15 protein-coding genes are annotated in these 17,888 nt (G+C 59.7%); 14 read left to right on the forward strand and 1 reads right to left on the reverse strand.

Translation table 11 applies throughout. The features are described from left to right. Positions 1–10: 10 nt before the first annotated feature. The 12 genes from KBI52_RS10620 (at position 11) to fdxB (ending at position 15,640) form a co-directional block, all read left to right on the forward strand. Positions 11–1,798 (forward strand): tetratricopeptide repeat protein, encoded by a 1,788-nt coding sequence (locus KBI52_RS10620; RefSeq protein ID WP_210807275.1) that lies wholly within the window; start codon positions 11–13, stop codon positions 1,796–1,798. 566 nt (positions 1,799–2,364) lie between these two features. Further along, entirely contained in the window at positions 2,365–3,282 is a 918-nt protein-coding gene (locus KBI52_RS10625; protein ID WP_210807277.1) for a LysR family transcriptional regulator, read from the forward strand. A 745-nt stretch (positions 3,283–4,027) separates the two neighbouring features. Continuing rightward, positions 4,028–4,366, forward strand: coding sequence for a transposase (locus KBI52_RS34075; RefSeq protein ID WP_210807279.1), 339 nt, complete (start codon positions 4,028–4,030; stop codon positions 4,364–4,366). A 210-nt stretch (positions 4,367–4,576) separates the two neighbouring features. After that, positions 4,577–6,274: an IS1182 family transposase gene (locus KBI52_RS10635; protein ID WP_210807281.1), complete on the forward strand. Its 1,698-nt coding sequence runs from the start codon at positions 4,577–4,579 to the stop codon at positions 6,272–6,274. Between the two features lie 762 nt (positions 6,275–7,036). Next, positions 7,037–7,927 (forward strand): nitrogenase iron protein, encoded by an 891-nt coding sequence (gene nifH, locus KBI52_RS10640; protein WP_114948803.1) that lies wholly within the window; start codon positions 7,037–7,039, stop codon positions 7,925–7,927. Between the two features lie 103 nt (positions 7,928–8,030). After that, positions 8,031–9,533 carry a nitrogenase molybdenum-iron protein alpha chain gene (nifD, locus tag KBI52_RS10645; protein WP_210807283.1) on the forward strand — a complete coding sequence of 501 codons (1,503 nt, stop codon included), beginning with the start codon at positions 8,031–8,033 and terminating at the stop codon, positions 9,531–9,533. Between the two features lie 126 nt (positions 9,534–9,659). Further along, complete coding sequence (nifK, locus tag KBI52_RS10650; RefSeq protein WP_210807285.1) at positions 9,660–11,201, forward strand: nitrogenase molybdenum-iron protein subunit beta; 1,542 nt, start codon at positions 9,660–9,662, stop codon at positions 11,199–11,201. 59 nt (positions 11,202–11,260) lie between these two features. Continuing rightward, the gene (nifE, locus tag KBI52_RS10655; RefSeq protein WP_210807287.1) at positions 11,261–12,751 is read left to right on the forward strand and encodes a nitrogenase iron-molybdenum cofactor biosynthesis protein NifE; all 1,491 of its coding nucleotides are present in this window, start codon (positions 11,261–11,263) and stop codon (positions 12,749–12,751) included. A 9-nt stretch (positions 12,752–12,760) separates the two neighbouring features. Further along, the gene (gene nifN / locus KBI52_RS10660; RefSeq protein WP_210807289.1) at positions 12,761–14,143 is read left to right on the forward strand and encodes a nitrogenase iron-molybdenum cofactor biosynthesis protein NifN; all 1,383 of its coding nucleotides are present in this window, start codon (positions 12,761–12,763) and stop codon (positions 14,141–14,143) included. Beyond that, positions 14,109–14,600 carry a nitrogen fixation protein NifX gene (gene nifX, locus KBI52_RS10665; RefSeq protein WP_210807291.1) on the forward strand — a complete coding sequence of 164 codons (492 nt, stop codon included), beginning with the start codon at positions 14,109–14,111 and terminating at the stop codon, positions 14,598–14,600. The genes nifN and nifX overlap by 35 nt, the downstream gene beginning before the upstream one ends. A 16-nt stretch (positions 14,601–14,616) precedes the next feature. Next, positions 14,617–15,096 (forward strand): NifX-associated nitrogen fixation protein, encoded by a 480-nt coding sequence (locus KBI52_RS10670; RefSeq protein WP_114948797.1) that lies wholly within the window; start codon positions 14,617–14,619, stop codon positions 15,094–15,096. A gap of 226 nt (positions 15,097–15,322) precedes the next feature. Further along, on the forward strand, positions 15,323–15,640 hold the full coding sequence (fdxB, locus tag KBI52_RS10680; protein WP_114948795.1) for a ferredoxin III, nif-specific: 318 nt from the start codon (positions 15,323–15,325) through the stop codon (positions 15,638–15,640). A gap of 13 nt (positions 15,641–15,653) precedes the next feature. Here fdxB and KBI52_RS10685 read toward each other — a convergent pair whose 3' ends face one another. Then, complete coding sequence (locus KBI52_RS10685) at positions 15,654–16,505, reverse strand: IS5 family transposase (protein ID WP_210807293.1); 852 nt, start codon at positions 16,503–16,505, stop codon at positions 15,654–15,656. Positions 16,506–17,014: 509 nt separating this feature from the next. On the opposite strand from KBI52_RS10685, the gene KBI52_RS10690 reads away from it, so the two are divergent. Then, positions 17,015–17,590: a winged helix-turn-helix domain-containing protein gene (locus tag KBI52_RS10690; protein ID WP_210807295.1), complete on the forward strand. Its 576-nt coding sequence runs from the start codon at positions 17,015–17,017 to the stop codon at positions 17,588–17,590. Between the two features lie 15 nt (positions 17,591–17,605). Beyond that, positions 17,606–17,888, forward strand: a 283-nt coding sequence (locus tag KBI52_RS10695; RefSeq protein ID WP_210807297.1) for a transposase, incomplete at its 3' end; no start/stop codon positions are given.

Here is a 17,888-nt window from a genome sequence, read left to right on the forward strand (position 1 = left end):
TTGAGGTTACATGACTGATGAACTCATTTCGACGCGTCGTGTGGACACGAGCAGGAAGTTCCTGTTAGGCAAGGACGACTGGATCTTCCTTGATCGCGACTCAAATCGGGTTATCGACCAGATCTCCGGCCGGTATGCGCTCGACGAGCGGGGGATCGAGACTTGGTGCCGGCTTATTCACGAACGGGAGGAGTATGCCGCGTCCGTCGGAGCACAGCATATCATGCTTGTTGCTCCGAACAAGGAACTCGTCTATGCTGAAAAGTTGCCGGACGGAGTCGAGGTGTCCGAGCACCGAGCTGTTAGGCAGATTATCTCGGCGCTACGCCGAGGCCAAGGGCCTGAAATTTGTTACCCGCTTGAGGCGATCAAAAGGGTAAAGCCGCTCGGGTTTGCTTATCCGAAAACTGATACACACTGGAGCGGGCTCGGTGCCTATATTGGCTATCTCGCTACCTGTGATCAATTGTCAGAGGCCGGCGTCCATTTGCGCATGATCGATCCGTCGCGAGTGACATTCGAACCAGTTTCCTACGTGGGTGATCTTGGCGCGAAGCTCGATCCTCCCGCGTCGGCCCCGACGCTGGCGGCACGCATCAAAGATGCATCAGGACACTTGGTCTTCGACAATCGAGTTCCAAACCGTGGCCGGATGAGGATCTTCAACAATACTAATGCGATGCTCCCGCGCTGCGTGATGTTTGGTGACTCGTTCGGCGGCAACCTGTTGCCCTTCCTGAAGGAGTCATTCAGTATACTTGTCTACATATACGGGAATGTATTCGATCGTGAAATCATCGAGGCATATAAGCCGGATGTTGTTCTCACCCAAGTTGTCGAGCGGTTTCTCGTCGAACCGCCGGTCGATTCGCGATACTTCACTTATATGTCGGTGGTCCGCTCTAAGCTGAACCTGCTGTCGGCTCGCGATCTCGCGAAGCTGAGGATAGATGTTGCTCGAGCCGACCCCGCCATCGTTCCGATGCGTTCGGTATATGAAGCGATGCTGCAAGTTCATGCTGGCTGCGAGCTCGATCCGGCTCTCGTTTCGGTACTACGGCGGCATTCGGATAATCCCGAGGCGAACTATATGGCGTCGGTGGCGCTTTCGAGAATGTCCGAGCGCCTCGAGGAGGCGAGTGACTGCGCGGCACGTGCGGTTGCAGCGCAGCCTCAGAACCCACGATTTCGGCACCAGCTTGCCTTGACGTTTATTCGGCGCAATGACTTGGCTCTCGCCGAGGCACAACTCCGCCACGCCATCGAACTCGATCCGAGTATCGACTGGTGGAAGTACCAGTTGGCACAGGTCTTGTTTAGGCAGCGGAGACATGATCTCTGCTGTGATGTGCTCATGGAGTGTGTCGAGCGCGATCCGCATTCGTGCACCATTTGGCAACTTCTCGGGCGATGCCACGAGGCACGTGGCCATATTGAGGAAGCCGCAGGAGCCTTTCAGTGCGCCGCTGAAGCGAAACCGGACTGGGCTTGGCCGCTCCTGAAGTTGGCCAACCTGCGTATCAAGACAGGGACAAGACCTGATCAGGGCCTCGCCGCAACGAGCCGTCTTCTCGAGATCGCTCTTGAGCCCCGGCAAAGAGCCGAGGCGTATCTGCTGCGCGCTCGCCTCTGGGAGATGGAGAAAAGGCTTGAGTTGGCAGTCGATGCTGCGAGCAGAAGTGTGGAACTCTGTCCGGACTGGGACTGGGCGAAGACTGTTCGAGACCGCCTTGTCGCCATTGAGGGCCATTCCGGACGTCAGAGTGTTGCCGCGGCGCCGGAAAGCGCCGCGTCATGATCGCTCTCATCCGTCTTCTTTATCGCTGTGCGGTCAGAGAAGCCTCCAGGACAGGGCCGAACTCAAGACAGCCGGGGAGGGGAACTCCCATGATCCAGAGCGAACCCAATCGTGCTGCATGGTACGAGGTGTTTGCCGCGGACAGAGTCGCAAGGGCGGCCCAAGCGGTGATCGTCGTGGCTTGCTCTAGCGAACAGTGGCCGGCGTCTGACCCTGTCTACGTCGCTCTCACGCGGCGCACGGGATTTACCTTCGCAATCCTTTTCGATGGCGGCTACCCCTCTCTCGAGGTGGCCTAATTATGACGTCGCAAGATCGATACCCAATCGGCCGCCTCTACAAGTGAAAATTGGGCCTCCGCACTCTCCGGAACGGTGGACACCAGATTAGTTGTAGCTGGTGTCGTGATCCGCCATGAAGTCAGGCCGGCAAGGATAAGTCCATGTTCCCGGAGGATTGGATGGGCAAGCGCATCCGGCGCAGACCGATCACCCCGCTGGTTCTACCGTGATTAGTAAAGTTGATCGTTTCGATGGGAATATCCATGCTACGGGTTACTGCACACGATGCGTTTTAAGGGACTTGATCTTAATCTTCTCGTGGCTTTCGACGCTCTGATGACTGAGCGCAACCTCACGGCGGCCGCGCGCAGCATCAACCTGAGCCAGCCAGCTATGAGTGCGGCCATCGGCCGGTTGCGCGCCTATTTTCGCGATGAGCTATTCACGATGATGGGTCGCAAGCTTGTTTTAACGCCGCGCTCGGAAGGCCTCGCTCCCGCTGTACGTGAGGCTCTACTGCACATCCAACTCTCCATTATATCCTCGGACCGGTTCAACCCGGCTCAATCGGACCGCCGCTTTAGGATCATCCTTTCCGATTTCATGACGCTCATATTTTTAAGTAAGGTCGTCGAGCGTGTCGCTCGCGAGGCTCCTGCCGTCAGATTTGAGCTGTTGCCCCCAGATGATGACCCTGCTGAGCCTCTCAGGCGCGGCGAAATCGACTTTCTAATCCTTCCGGAAATGTTCATGTCGAACGCACATCCTAAAGCGGCGCTTTTTGATGAGACGCTTGTGTGTGTTGGCTGCGGCGCGAACATGCAGTTATCGCAGCCTTTGACGTTCGAGAGGTATATGTCGATGGGGCACGTTGCGGTCAGGTTCGGGCGGACGCAAAAGCCGACCGTCGAGGACTGGTTTCTGCTTGAGCACGGTCTGAAGAGACGGGTCGAGGTTACCGTGCAGGCGTTTAGTATGATTCCGCCCGTGCTGTCTGGCTCCGATCGTATAGCGACCATGCCATTTCGTATGGTTAAGCATCTCGCAAAGACAATGCCCTTGCGGTTCGTCGAACTTCCACTGCCGCGTACTGGGTTCACCGAGGCCGTTCAGTGGCCTGCCCTCCACAACTGCGATCCGGCAAGCCTTTGGATACGAGAGGTGCTGTTGCAGGAAGCGTCCCGCACGGCTTCTGAGCTATAGCGCAGTTTTGTCGATCGGGCCGCGCAGGTGACGCTATTTGCTGGCCTTGTAGGGACATCAATGCCACCCTTTCACCTGACACTGGCAGTGATCTTCGGCAACTGGCTCTTGCGCATCAGCCGCCGCGGGCTTTTCGCGACCGCTGTCACTAGCTTGAGCACCAGTAGGCGAGCCGTCGTCGGAGACAGTGAACGCTTGGTTCGCCCGGCCTGACGCCGGCGTGTCGCGAGCTCGCTTTTGGTGAGGCGCGCCGTCCGAAAACCGTTCCAGCGCTTGACGGGCAAGTCATAGAAGGTCGGCAGCGCCCGTTAATCCTTGCGCATACCTGATTGAGTTCACCTGGGCTTGCATTGAGCATCCGGAAAAATAATGGCGCATTGTCAGGCAGGTTCGGGGCCGAGTCGTCGATGTGCGCGCGACTATCTCTGGGTTGCTGGGGCCCAATACTGCGGAAGTCGGTGAGGTCTTCACGTAGGATCTTAATGGTCCGAAGGCTTTTGATGCGTTAAGAGATCTCTTGGCTTTAACGCCATGATGAAGGCAATCTTCACTTCACTGTTGGCCGCACGATGCGCCCGACAATGCGGTCTGTGGCTCGTAAGAGCGGCCGGGCCCATGCTGAAGCTCTCATGTTTCGAGCCTAGGATGTGCCAGTCAGGCAGTGCTCACGTGATCATTCGCTGAGGTATATCTGGCGGAACTTTGGCGCGTCGTAGCCAAAGGCCCGACGCGTGATCCTCAACTCGTGCGCGCTGTCGCTGATCCGGACCGGCCCAATCCTGAGACCACCACACCGGTTCATCAGGTACTGGTCGGGATCATTGATCACCTGGATGAGCAGATTGCAGGCTTTGGCCAAGACATCCCGGAGCAAGCTACAGAGGATGAGATGGTGCGGCGGCTGAGCGGCGTCGCGGGTGTCGGTCCGGCCATTGCGATGGCTCTGGCCGCACTTGCCCTGGCGCCTGAGACCTTCAAGCACGGCCCAGACTTTGCCTCCGGGATCGGTTTGACAGCTCTCCAGCGCTTGGTCGGAGGCAAGCAGAAGCTTGGTGCTGCTTCCACGATGGGTGCGCAGACTTAGGTCGCCTGCTGGTCATAGGTGCGAAAGCCCTTGTGAGTTTTGCGCCGTTAATGGAGCTCCGGCAGGCCCTTGGGTGGCGCGCATAGGAACGCGTAATCCCGATGATGGACTTGCTCCGATTTTGATACTGCTGGCGAATGGGTTGGAGCCCTTGAGGCAGGGATTGGCGTTCTGGGTTTGAGGGGGCAGCCCACTATCCCGGAGGTCCTCATGTCGCTCCGCCCGATCCCGTGCCGTGATGTCCCGGCCGCAACGGCAGCCGTCGCCCGTGCCGCGTTCCCGCATGGCATCCCCTATCTGCGCCTGCGTGACCACCTTGGGACGATCTTTACCGATGCCCAGTTCGCGTCTCTCTTCGCCCCTTGCGGGCAGCCGGCCGAATGCCCGTGGCGACTGGCGCTGGTGAGCGTGCTGCAGTTTGCTGAGAACCTCTCTGATCGGCGGGCGGCTGATGCGGTCCGCAGCCGCATCGATTGGAAATACCTGCTGGGCCTGGAACTGACCGACCCTGGCTTCGATGCCTCTGTGCTGAGCGAGTTCCGCGGTCGTCTGGTGGCGGGAGGCTTGGAAGAGCAGCTCCTCGATACACTTCTGGTCCTATGCCGGGAGCACGAGCTGCTGAGCGCTCGAGGCGGTCAGCGCACCGACTCGACCCATGTGCTCGGGGCGGTTCGTTCGCTGAACCGTCTCGCCTGCGTGACCGAGACCATGCGGGCGGCCCTCAATGTCTTGGCGTCCACGGCTCCCGCATGGTTGCGCGCTCATGCCAATCCCGCCTGGATCGAGCGCTCTGGCAGGCGGGCTGACGACTATGACGTCCCGCAAGGCGAGGCGAAGCGGCGCGCCCATGCCGAGCAGATCGGGCGCGATGGTCATCAGCTGCTGGCGGCCATCATGGCTCCTGGTGCACCGATCTGGCTGCGTGAGATCCCGGCCATTGAGCTGCTGCGGCAGGTCTGGGTGCAGAATTTCTGTCTCACCGACCAGGCTCAGACCGGAGAACCTGGGGCGGGCGCATGCTCTGAGACCACTCCCCGGGTGCGGTGGCGTACCGAGCATGAGGGATTTCCGCCCTCCCTGCTGATGGCTGGGTCACCCTACGATCCAGAGGTCCATTATGCCAATAAGGGGACGACAACCTGGGTCGGCTACAAGGTTCATCTCACCGAGGCTTGTGACGAGGGCGGCCCGCACCTGATCACGCATGTGGAGACCACGCCGGCGCCCATCGTTGATCGTGATGCTGTCGAAGATATCGATGCGGCGCTTGAGGCCAAAGGTCTGCTGCCCGCCACCCATCTTGTCGATGCCGGCTATGTCGCGGCCGACCAGCTCGTGGCCAGCCGGAAGAAAGGCGTGCGGCTCCTGGGGCCGGCCCCTAAGGACTACCAGTGGCAGGCCCAGTCCGGCAAAGGCTTCACCGTGCAGGACTTCATCTTCGATTGGGGCCGGCAAGTCGCGATATGTCCGGCCGGGCACGAGAGCCGGAGCTGGCGTCCCGATTACTGGCAAGGACGAACCGCCTTCAAGGTGCGCTTCTCGACGACCCACTATCGTCCCTGTCCGTTGAAGCCACAGTGTACCCGGAGCGACCGGCGCCTTCTGACGCTGCGCCCTCAGGAGGAGCACGAGACACTGGCATCCGCACGCGAGCGTGAGGCACTCCCGACCTTCAAGCAGGACTATCAACAGCGCGCCGGGATCGAGGGAACGATCTCGGCCGGGGTCCGTGCTCTGCACCTGCGGCGCTCCCGCTACATTGGGTTGGCCAAAACGCATCTGCAACACGTGCTGACGGCGGCCGCCATGAACCTCATTCGGCTCGGGGCTTGGTTCGCTGGCACGCCGCTCGCACGAACTCGGCAGTCCGCATTCACCAAGCTCATGATGGCTCCCATCCCAGCGTGATGAATTCGCCAGCAGTATCCTTTCCGAAGCAAGTCCACACACCCTCTGCGCCGTCATGGCGAGAGCCGGGATGCAGTAGGCTCCCGTCGCTGTGAACGAACCGCCTGCTACTCTGAGGTGCTGGGATGTGGGAAGATTATGGGAGAGACGGCGCAGTGATCGATGAGACAGGACGAGCACAAGAAACATTGTGACATGCGCTCCAGCAACGTGCTTATGCTTTGGACCTGATCCGGTAAAATCCGGGCGCGGCCTATGACCCGCCGCGTCAGAGGCCGGACAAATGTCCACAACCGACTACGCGTTGCACCGAACCCGAAAATTGTTCCTGCGCCAGACTGGGGGTCCATACATGTCGGAAATGGAAGGGCTGGAACATATTCTGCGACAGGGCCTCTCCGTCGATGAAGCTGGCATGCCTACAGGCCTCCATTTGGACGTGCGTTGATCCAACTGTGTGTACACTATTAGATCGCTACGCCCCGCGGGTCTTCAGTAAGATCAATGAAAAGTGGTCACAAGCATCGCCATCCGGCACCCTCAGTCGAATTTGTCGCGTCCGTGACACGGGCTTGTTTCAATCCGCCCCTTCCTTCCCTGGGCTAAGTATCTGATAGAGTATAATAAAAATCATCCTTTGGCTTGATTGGTCAAATTGGCACAACTCTTGAAACTCCATCGTCGTAGGGCCGGCTGGTGTAGCCGACTTTTATTCATGTCCTGGGTGACATGACAACCGACGAAATAGAGGAGGAAAACAACATGGCAGGTCTGCGTCAGATCGCATTTTATGGGAAAGGAGGTATCGGCAAGTCCACGACCTCCCAAAATACGCTCGCCGCCCTTGTCGAACTTGGGCAAAAGATCCTCATCGTTGGATGCGACCCCAAGGCCGACTCCACCCGCCTGATTCTGAACTCGAAGGCGCAGGACACGGTCCTTCATCTCGCGGCAGAGGAAGGCTCAGTGGAAGACCTTGAGCTCGAAGACGTGCTGAAGGTGGGCTACAGAGGAATCAAGTGCGTGGAGTCCGGCGGCCCCGAGCCGGGCGTTGGTTGTGCCGGTCGCGGCGTCATCACCTCGATCAACTTCCTTGAGGAGAACGGCGCCTACGACGATGTCGACTATGTCTCCTATGACGTTCTCGGCGACGTGGTGTGCGGTGGCTTCGCGATGCCGATCCGCGAGAACAAGGCCCAGGAAATTTACATCGTAATGTCAGGCGAGATGATGGCGCTGTATGCCGCCAACAATATCGCTAAGGGCATCCTGAAATACGCCCATGCAGGCGGCGTGCGGCTTGGAGGCCTGATCTGCAATGAACGCCAGACTGACCGCGAGCTCGACCTCGCCGAGGCGCTGGCATCCAGGCTCAATTCCAAGCTCATCCACTTCGTGCCGCGCGACAACATCGTCCAGCACGCCGAGCTCAGGAAAATGACTGTAATCCAATATGCGCCGGACTCGAAGCAGGCCGGGGAATACCGCACGCTGGCCGAAAAGATCCATGCCAATTCGGGCCAAGGCACAATCCCGACCCCGATCACTATGGAGGAGCTTGAGGAGATGCTGCTCGACTTCGGCATTATGAAAACCGACGAGCAGATGCTCGCCGAGCTTCAAGCCAAGGAAGCGACGCTGGCCCAACATTAACCATTAGTCCCGACAGGGAGCGCCGACCTTGACTCGGTGGCATCTCCGTGAACGACGCCTCGTCTGTGAGGCGCCATGCCAACCTAAAAAAGGGGCAGATCCTATGAGCCTCGACTATCAGAATGACGTCACTTTACATGAGAAGCTTATCGAGGAAGTGCTGTCGCACTATCCAGACAAGTCGGCGAAGCGCCGTAAGAAGCATCTCAGCGTCGCGACAAGCGGAGGTGAGGCTAGCGAGGCGGACACGACCGATCTCGAATGCGATGTCAAATCGAACATCAAGTCCATTCCAGGCGTGATGACGATCCGCGGCTGCGCCTATGCGGGCTCCAAAGGTGTAGTGTGGGGTCCGGTCAAGGACATGGTCCACATCTCGCATGGACCGGTCGGATGCGGTCAATATTCCTGGTCACAGCGCCGAAACTACTACACCGGTATAACCGGGATCGACACGTTCGTAACGATGCAGTTCACCTCTGACTTCCAGGAGAAGGACATCGTTTTCGGCGGCGACAAGAAGCTGGAAAAGATCATCGACGAAATTGAGGAACTGTTTCCCCTCAACAAGGGAATCACCGTGCAATCCGAGTGTCCAATAGGCCTCATTGGCGATGATATCGAGGCGGTGTCTCGCAAGAAGGCCAAGGAGCACGGGAAAACGATTGTACCGGTGCGCTGCGAGGGCTTCCGCGGCGTCTCGCAATCGCTCGGCCACCACATCGCCAACGACGCAATCCGCGACTGGATCCTCGACAAGAAGGAGGTCGAGTTCGAGGCTGGCCCCTATGATGTCAACGTCATCGGCGACTACAATATTGGCGGCGACGCCTGGGCCTCGCGCATCCTGCTTGAGGAGGCGGGGCTGCGCGTAGTCGGCAACTGGTCTGGGGACGCCACGCTCGCCGAAATAGAGCGGGCGCCAAAGGCCAAGCTCAACCTCATCCACTGCTATCGGTCGATGAACTACATCTGCCGACATATGGAGGAAAAGTACGGCATCGCCTGGATGGAGTACAATTTCTTTGGTCCCTCCCAGATCGAAGCCTCACTGCGTAAGATAGCCAAGCATTTTGGGCCGGAGATTGAGGCGAAGACCGAGAAAACTATCGCCAAGTACCGGCCGTTGGTCGACGCGATCATCGCCAAGTACCGGCCGCGCTTGGAAGGCAAGACGGTGATGCTCTATGTCGGCGGTCTGCGCCCCCGTCACGTCATCACTGCCCATGAGGATCTCGGCATGGAGATTGTCGGCACCGGCTACGAGTTCGGCCACAACGACGACTATCAGCGCACCGCCCATTACGTGAAGAAGGGCACACTGATCTATGACGATGTGACTGGATACGAGTTGGAAAAATTCATCGAGGGGATCCGCCCTGATCTCGTTGGCTCCGGCATTAAGGAGAAGTACCCAGTGCAGAAGATGGGGATCCCATTCCGTCAGATGCACTCCTGGGACTATTCCGGCCCTTATCACGGTTATGATGGTTTTGCCATCTTCGCCCGCGACATGGATCTGGCCATCAACAACCCAGTCTGGGACCTCTACGACGCTCCTTGGAAGAAAACTGCCGCGAGGTCCGCATCGATCGCAGCCGAATGAGAACCCAGCCTCCCAGAGCTAGCGAGGCAGACGAACGCCCGCGGCTCCTGATCCGCTGGGGACCTGAATTGTTTCGACACTACCAGGCCGTCACAGGGCCCGGCTACTTGGAAAGAGGTGACCACCATGCCACAGTCGGCTGAAAAAGTTCTTGACCACGCTCCCCTGTTCCGTGAGCCGGAATACAGGCAGATGCTCGCCGAAAAGAAGCTCAACTTCGAATGTCCGTACCCGGATCAGATGGTCAACGATCTCTGCGAGTTCACCAAGACCTGGGGATATCGCGAGAAGAACCTCGCGCGCGAAGCGCTTCTCGTTAACCCAGCCAAGGCCTGCCAGCCGCTCGGCGCCGTGTTCGCGGCTGCGGGCTTCGAGCGTACTATGTCGTTCGTCCATGGCAGCCAAGGCTGCGTGGCCTATTACCGCTCGCACCTGTCGCGCCATTTCAAGGAGCCTGCATCCGCGGTATCCTCCTCGATGACTGAAGATGCGGCGGTGTTCGGGGGCCTCAAGAACATGGTTGACGGCCTCGCCAACACCTACACGCTCTACGACCCGAAGATGATCGCCGTCTCGACCACCTGTATGGCGGAGGTCATTGGCGATGACCTGCACGGATTCATCGAGAACGCCAAGAACGAAGGTTCAGTGCCGCGTGACTTCGACGTTCCTTTCGCGCATACGCCGGCATTCGTTGGGAGCCACATTGATGGCTATGACGGCATGGTACAAGGCGTGCTAGAGCATTTTTGGGATGGAAAGGAGCGCTCAGAAGCCGCTGGCGTCGTAAACATCATTCCGGGTTTCGACGGCTTCTGTGTGGGCAACAACCGTGAATTGAAGCGCCTGCTCGACCTGATGGGCGTGTCCTATACCTTCATCCAAGACGCCTCTGACCAGTTCGACACGCCGTCAGACGGCGAGTTCCGCATGTTTGACGGCGGTACGAAGATCCAAGACGTGAAGGCGGCGCTCAACGCCGAGGCGACACTGTCGCTGCAGCATTATAGCACTCGAAGCACGCTGAAATATTGCGAGGAAGTTGGGCAGGCGGCAGCCTCGTTCCATTACCCGCTCGGAGTTCAGGCGACAGACGAGTTCCTGATGAAGGTGTCGGCGATTTCAGGCAAGGAAATCCCAGAGGCAATCCGACTGGAACGCGGTCGACTGATCGACGCCATGGCGGATAGCCAATCCTGGCTCCATGGTAAAAAATACGCCATCTACGGCGATCCCGACTTTGTCTACGCCGTAGCCAGGTTTGTCATGGAGACCGGTGGCGAGCCGACCCACTGCCTGTCCACCAACGGCACGGCGGCCTGGGAAGCCGAGATGAAGGAACTGCTTGAATCCTCCCCATTCGGTAAAGCCGCTCAAGTTTGGCCGGGCAAGGACCTCTGGGCCCTGCGTTCGCTGCTCTTCACCGAGCCGGTGGATCTCCTTATTGGTAGTTCCTATGGCAAGTATCTGGAGCGCGATACCGCCACACCGCTGATCAGGCTGACATTTCCGATCTTCGACCGGCACCATCACCATCGCTTCCCGCTCATGGGCTACCAAGGTGGGCTGCACGTCCTAACGACGATCCTCGATAAGATCTTCGACAAGCTTGATCGGGAGACAATCGTACCAGGCGTAACAGACTACTCGTATGATCTCACCCGCTAAGGCCACTGGTCGGCCTTCGTCGAGGTCGGCCCCCTGTCGACGGACAATGGAAGCCCGCAATGTCTTCGCTCAGTGCCAAAATTCTGAATCTCTTCAGTGAGCCCGCCTGCGAGAGGAACCGCGGCAAAGATGCTAAGGCGCGTAAGAAGGGTTGTTCGAAGCCGCAGACTCCCGGGGTGGCAGCCGGGGGCTGCGCCTTTGACGGCGCCAAAATCGTGCTGCAGCCGATCACGGACGTCGCTCATCTTGTCCACGCGCCACTCGCCTGCGAGGGGAATTCCTGGGACAACCGCGGCGCAGCTTCGTCCGGACCAACACTTTGGCGCACAAGCTTCACGACTGACCTCACTGAACTCGATGTGGTGATGGGACACGGTGAGCGGAAGCTTATGAAGGCGATCCGCCAGATCAAGGACGCACATTCCCCGCAGGCGATCTTCGTCTATACGACCTGCGTGACAGCGCTGATTGGCGACGACATCGAGGCGGTATGCGAGCGTGCAGCGGAACAATTTGGGCTCCCCGTGGTGCCGATCAATGCACCCGGCTTCGCTGGTTCAAAGAACCTCGGCAACAAGCTCGCCGGCAAAGCATTGCTCGACCATGTGATTGGCACGGTGGAGCCCGACGAGACTAGCCCTTACGATATCAACATCCTTGGTGAATTCAACCTCTCCGGCGAATTCTGGTTGGTGAAGCCGCTCCTTGACCGACTCGGCATCAGGGTGCGCGCTTGCATTTCCGGCGACGCGCGCTACCGCGACGTTGCCTCCGCGCACCGCGCCCAAGCCGCTATGATCGTGTGCTCGAAGGCATTCATCAATCTTGCCCGCAAGATGGAGGAGCGCTGGGATATCCCATTCTTCGAGGGCTCATTCTACGGGATCACAGACACCTCGGAAGCACTCCGGCAGATCGCTGGGCTGCTCGTGAGGAAGGGTGCCGATCCGGAGATCCTCGGCCGCACCGAGGCACTGATCGCAGAGGAGGAGTCTCTTGCGTGGAAGAAGATCCAAGCCTTTCGGCCGAAGCTCGAAGGCAAGCGGGTGCTGCTCAACACCGGCGGCGTGAAGTCCTGGTCGGTCGTCCATGCGCTGCTGGAAATCGGCCTCGAGATCGTCGGCACCTCAGTCAAGAAATCGACGCTCGAAGACAAAGAGCGCATAAAACAGATCCTCAAAGACGAGCACCACATATTCGAGTCGATGGCGCCGCACGTGCTCTATGCCACGCTCTCAGAGCACAAGGCCGACATCATGCTGTCGGGGAGCCGCACGCAATTCATCGCGCTGAAGGCCAAGATCCCCTGGCTTGATATCAACCAGGAGCGTCATCACCCCTATGCGGGTTACGACGGCATGGTGGAACTCGTACGCCAGATTAGCCTCGCCATTCACAACCCGATCTGGCGCGAAGTGCGGGAGCCGGCTCCTTGGGACAGCCAGACTGGCGCCGAGGAGGAGTCGCCGAGCACAAAGTGTGAGACCGCGACTGTTCACGCTCTCAACAAATGCGCCGGCATGAAGCCCAACGGCTTCGCCGAGCGTTGAGGAAACCTGATGGCCCGCATCGTCCCCCGAACCAAATCCGCGACGGTCAACCCGCTGAAATCGTCGCAGCCACTCGGCGCCGCCCTTGCCTTTCTCGGGGTTGCGGGTGCGATGCCGCTGTTCCACGGCAGCCAAGGCTGCACCAGCTTCGCGTTGGTGCGCTTGGTTCAGCATTTCGCGGAAACGGTTCCCTTGCAAACGACGGCGATGGATGAGGTTGCTACGATCCTAGGCGGGGCGGACCAACTGGAGGAGGCGATCCTCAACCTCACAACACGCGCCAATCCGAAGCTGATCGGAGTCTGCACGACAGCGCTGGTGGAATCCCGCGGTGAGGACCTCGCCGGCGACATCGCGCGTATCAAGGCGGAGCATGACGAGGAACTCGCCCGCACCATGGTCGTGATGGCCAACACGCCGGACTTCCATGGCGCGATCGAGGACGGCTGGGCCGCCGCGGTAGCGGCTATGATCGAGGTCATCACGCAGTCAGACAGACAGGCGCGCGACACAAGGAAAATCGCCATCCTGCCCGGTTGGAACCTGACCGTGGCTGATATCGAGCATCTGCACGATACGGTCGAGAGTTTTGGACTGGAGGCGGTGATCTTGCCCGATGTATCTGGCGCACTCGACGGCACTGTTCCTGATGACTGGATTCCAACAACGTATGGCGGGACGGCTGTCGATGATATCCGGAAGCTTGGCACAGCCATTAAGTGCGTCGCCATTGGCGAGCATATGCGCCACCCAGCGGAAGTGCTCCAGAACCTGACCGGCGTTCCTTACGTGCTGTTCCACTCGCTCACCGGACTGAAAGCCGCCGACCAGTTTATCTCCCTGCTGTCCGCATTGTCGGGCGTGGCGGTACCAGCCAAGCTCCGCCGACGCCGGGCGCAACTGCAGGATACATTGCTCGACGCACATTTCCATTTTAACGGCAAGAAAATTGCGATCGCCGCCGAACCAGACCAACTCTACCAACTCGCGACCTTCTTCGTTGGCATGGGCTCAGAGATCGCGGCGGCCGTTGCCACGACCGATACGTCGCAAATTCTCGAGAAAGTGCCGGCGGAAATGGTTCAGGTCGGCGATCTTGGCGACCTGGAAAGTCTCGCCGCGGGCGCTGATCTCCTCGTCACCCATTCGCACGGACGCCAAGCGGCAGAGCGCCTCGGCATTCCCCTCATGCGCGTCGGCTTCCCGATTTTCGACCGGCTCGGCAGCCAACACAAGCTCACGATTCTCTATCATGGCGCGCGCGACCTGATCCTTGAGGCTGCCAACATCTTCCAGGCGAACCAGCAACCGCCGACGCCCGAGCGACTTGATCTAATCCGTAACCGGGAAATGAAAGATGACCTCCATTCGTCGCCTCTCGCTCGCCTCTGACGAGGCTCAGGTACTAATGCCGCAACGGCAAGCCGGTGCATTGCGCGTGGCGATTGCCACGCAAGACATGAAAGGCCTGAACGCTCATTTCGGGGCGGCCAAGTGTTTTGCTGTCTTTGACGTGACGTGCGACGCATGGACGTTTATGGAAGCATTGGCTGTCGACAACGTTTCCGACGAGAGTGGGAATCATCAGACCGGAGGCGACGCCCGCATTGCCGCGAAGGTGGAGGCGTTGAAGGGCTGTCATCTCCTGTTTTGCTTGGCAATCGGCGGGCCTTCGGCGGCAAGACTTGTTTCGGTAAAAATCCACCCGGTCAAAGTGCCGCATCCTCAGTTCTTTGAGGATGTACTGTCGCGCACCCAGACAATGCTCAGGACTGCTCCTCCGCCGTGGTTGCGCAAAGTGCTGGCTGAAGTCGGTGACCCCGCACAAAGACTATCATTTGACGTTTGAACGAGGGGAGGGCGAAATGTCTGCTTCTGCGGCTAGCACTGCTGTCAACAAGGATGGAACAGCGCTTACCACCTTATTTGTCAAATGCCTCGTGCGGATAATCCGGGCTCAGGACTCCTACGGCTCATGGGACAGAAAACTGGACGCTGAGCTGCTGGCCAACTTCATCGTCACCAAGGACCAACGCCGCGCGATCCCGATTATCGGCAACCCCAATCCAGACGTCCGGCGGAGGATTGCCATTTTCTATTCCGCCGTTGGGCTTGCAATCAGGGAGCGCTCCGGCCTTATGGCGTCGCCGATGATAGAGATCAGCGATGAGGGCTTCGGGTGCGTGCATCTCACGGTTGGGCGGTTGGTCGTTGTGTCGAAGATCATACGGGATGCCCACCGGTTCGGCTTCGAGACGCTTTGGCGGCTTGCTACGGCTGGATCGATTCTGGTCGACGACGCGATCGCAGCCATCGAAGCCTACCCCGAGGTAGCACGAGCGTGATGGGGCGGGTTCTTGATCAGGGGGATCATGCTAGACCCGAAGAGTTGCAGAAGAAGGTCCACAAGCGACAGTGGCAGACGGGAGCTGCGAATATGGAACTATATGACTCTGCGGAGAACCTCCTTGACAGCTGCACTGAGATTAGGGCCCATCCTGAGAAAGCCTTTAACTGTATTGCCGAGTTGGGCGCTGCCAGGAGTGATCTCGGCTCGTTGGAGGGCTCCAGATGAAGGGCCCTTTCCTGACCCGCGACGGCTCTTGCTGGGTGCCGTCGTATCTGACCGCTATCGATGGCCCGACCTGCATCGGGTGCGGCCGGTGCTTCAAGGTCTGCTCGCGTGAGGTCATGCACCTTTACGGCGTTGATGACGTGGGCGTACTCATAGGTGTCTGCGACGGCGAGGATGACGACTTCGATGGCCGTCTCAATCGCATGATCATGGTTGTGGACCATGCCGGACGCTGCATAGGTTGCGGAGCCTGCGCCCGCGTCTGCCCGAAGAACTGCCAGACCCATGTTGCCTTCGATGAGATGTCTGCATGATCTGGCTGACCAACTAGCTCCTGTCTGACGGCCTGAGTGTGCGCAGGTACTGCCGCATGAAAGCGAGCTTCACCATCGCCGAGAAGTTGACGGCAAGTTTCTCGTGCCGAGGGGCGATGGATCGGCCTCCCTTCAGCCATCCAACACAGCGCTCAATGGCGTTGCGTCTGCGGTCAAGATCAGGATCGAAGGATCGCGCGCAGCCCTTCCCCATGTTGCCGCCGGTCCGGGGTGGAATGACAGGCCGGATAGGGCGTCGCCGCAGATAAGCAAAGGCCGGCCGGTCGCTATAGGCCGTATCGCCTGCCAAGTACTTGGGTCTTGTGCGTGGACGGCCCCTGCGGCTGGGGAGGCGGACTGCCATAAAGGTTGGCTCGAAGGCCGGCATCTCGTGCTGCTGCCCAGGTGTGAGCGTCAACCCGAGCGGCAGACCAGCACCATCGCTCACCAAGTGGATCTTACTGCCGAACCCGCCCCGGGAGAGGCCGGGCGCATGGTCGTCCGGCTCCTGCGGATCGGCTTTTTTCGGGCTCCGGCGGCGGAACGTCTGGCCCGCAGAGGTGTTGTCGATGCACCAGAGATCCAGGTCGATCAGCCCCTTGGCATTCAGCTTGAGCCGGAGCCGATCCAGGATCGTGTCGAACAACCCCTCACGGGGCCATCGGGTGAGGCGCTCATCGACGGTTTGCCAGGGGCCGTAGTGTTCGGGCAGGTCGCGCCACTGCGCTCCGGGACATCGCGTCCACAGCAGCCCGTTCACCACCTGCCGATGGTCGCGCCAGCGCCCGCCGCCGTGGCGACCGGTCCTGGGCATGAGATCCGCAATCAGCTCCCATTGAGCATCGCTGAGGTCATGCCGCCGCATCGCACGTCTCCGCCTCGGTGAGCCCCACCAAGGCAACAGCCATGCTCTCATGCAGGTTCACAGGCCGTCAGACAGGATCTAGCTGTCGGTCGCGGAGGGCTTTAGGTCGGACGTATGCAGGTCGCTACCCATTCAGGGCCTGACCGGTGTTCCGTCCGAGAAGAAGATCGCTATCTGCATGCCCCGTAAGGTCGCTTGATGCGAATCGCACGGCGGGGTCGGTCCATCAGTCCGGGGAGGTGTATTTCTGACCCTACGACAGCAAGTCTGACACCGGGGCTCCACCAGGCGGTAGTAACGTTCCACAGGATACGAAGGCCTCATTCATGCATTGATCTAAGGACACCCGATGGGGCAGACTTCACCCTGCTATCGTAACTCGCGGCAATTTGACCGCGGCCGACAGACCACCCAAGTCGCCTGAAACGCTGTTCAGACAAACCGAGCCATCTTATTGATCCGGCTTGGGTGATCTTGAGATCTGCGGCCGGGCGATCCAGTTTGGCGGGATGAAGCATATAGACATGCGCAAGCTGCCAGCAGCCGCGCAAGAGGAGCGCCGCCGGCAGGTCGTCGTCCTGCGCGAGAGCGGCCTGACCTATGAGGCTATTGCCGCCCAGGTGGGCCTGACCCGCACCGGCGTGTTCGATATCTGCCGCCGCTCTGCCGAGCAGGGCTTAGTCGGATTGGCCAGCGGACCACGCGGCCCGGCTCCTGGCACAGGACGGTTTCTCGAGGCCGATCAGGAAGCGCAGGTCCGCGCGCTGATCCGCTGGCACACGCCCGACGAGCTCGGTCTGCCCTTCGCCCTGTGGAGCCGGGCCGCGGTGCGGGAGCTCATCGAGCAGCACTGCGGGGTCCGGCTGGCGGTGCGCACGATGAGCACCCACCTGGCCCGCTGGGACTTCGCGGCCCAGAAGCCGCTCCGCCCCGCCGATGAGCAGTCGCCAAAAGCCGTACTGCGCTGGCTGCGGCAGGACTATCCGGTTATCATGGTGCAAGCCAGACGGCACAAGGGCACGATTGTCTGGGGGACGAGACTGGATTTGCTCCGACGATGGGCGCGGCCGCAGCTTCGCCCCTAAGGCCGGACGCCGGTGGTGCGCCCCAGCCACAAACGCGCGGAACTGCGCCTGATCTCGGCTGTGACCAACAAGGGCGAGCTGCGCTGGATGGTGCTCGATGGCGCCGTCAAGGCTGCGAGCCTGATCCGCTTTCTCGGGCGGCTGATCCAGGATGCCAACGGCAAGGTGTTTCTGATCTGGGACAACCTGCCGGCTCATCGGGCCCAGACGGTGCAGGACTGGTTGGCAGCGCACACGGAGCAGATCGAGGTCTTCTCCCTGCCATCCTTTAGCCCTGAGTTGAACCCGGACGAGGGCC

The sequence above is a fragment of the Microvirga sp. HBU67558 genome, from assembly GCF_018069605.1.
Lineage (GTDB): Bacteria > Pseudomonadota > Alphaproteobacteria > Rhizobiales > Beijerinckiaceae > Microvirga > Microvirga terrae.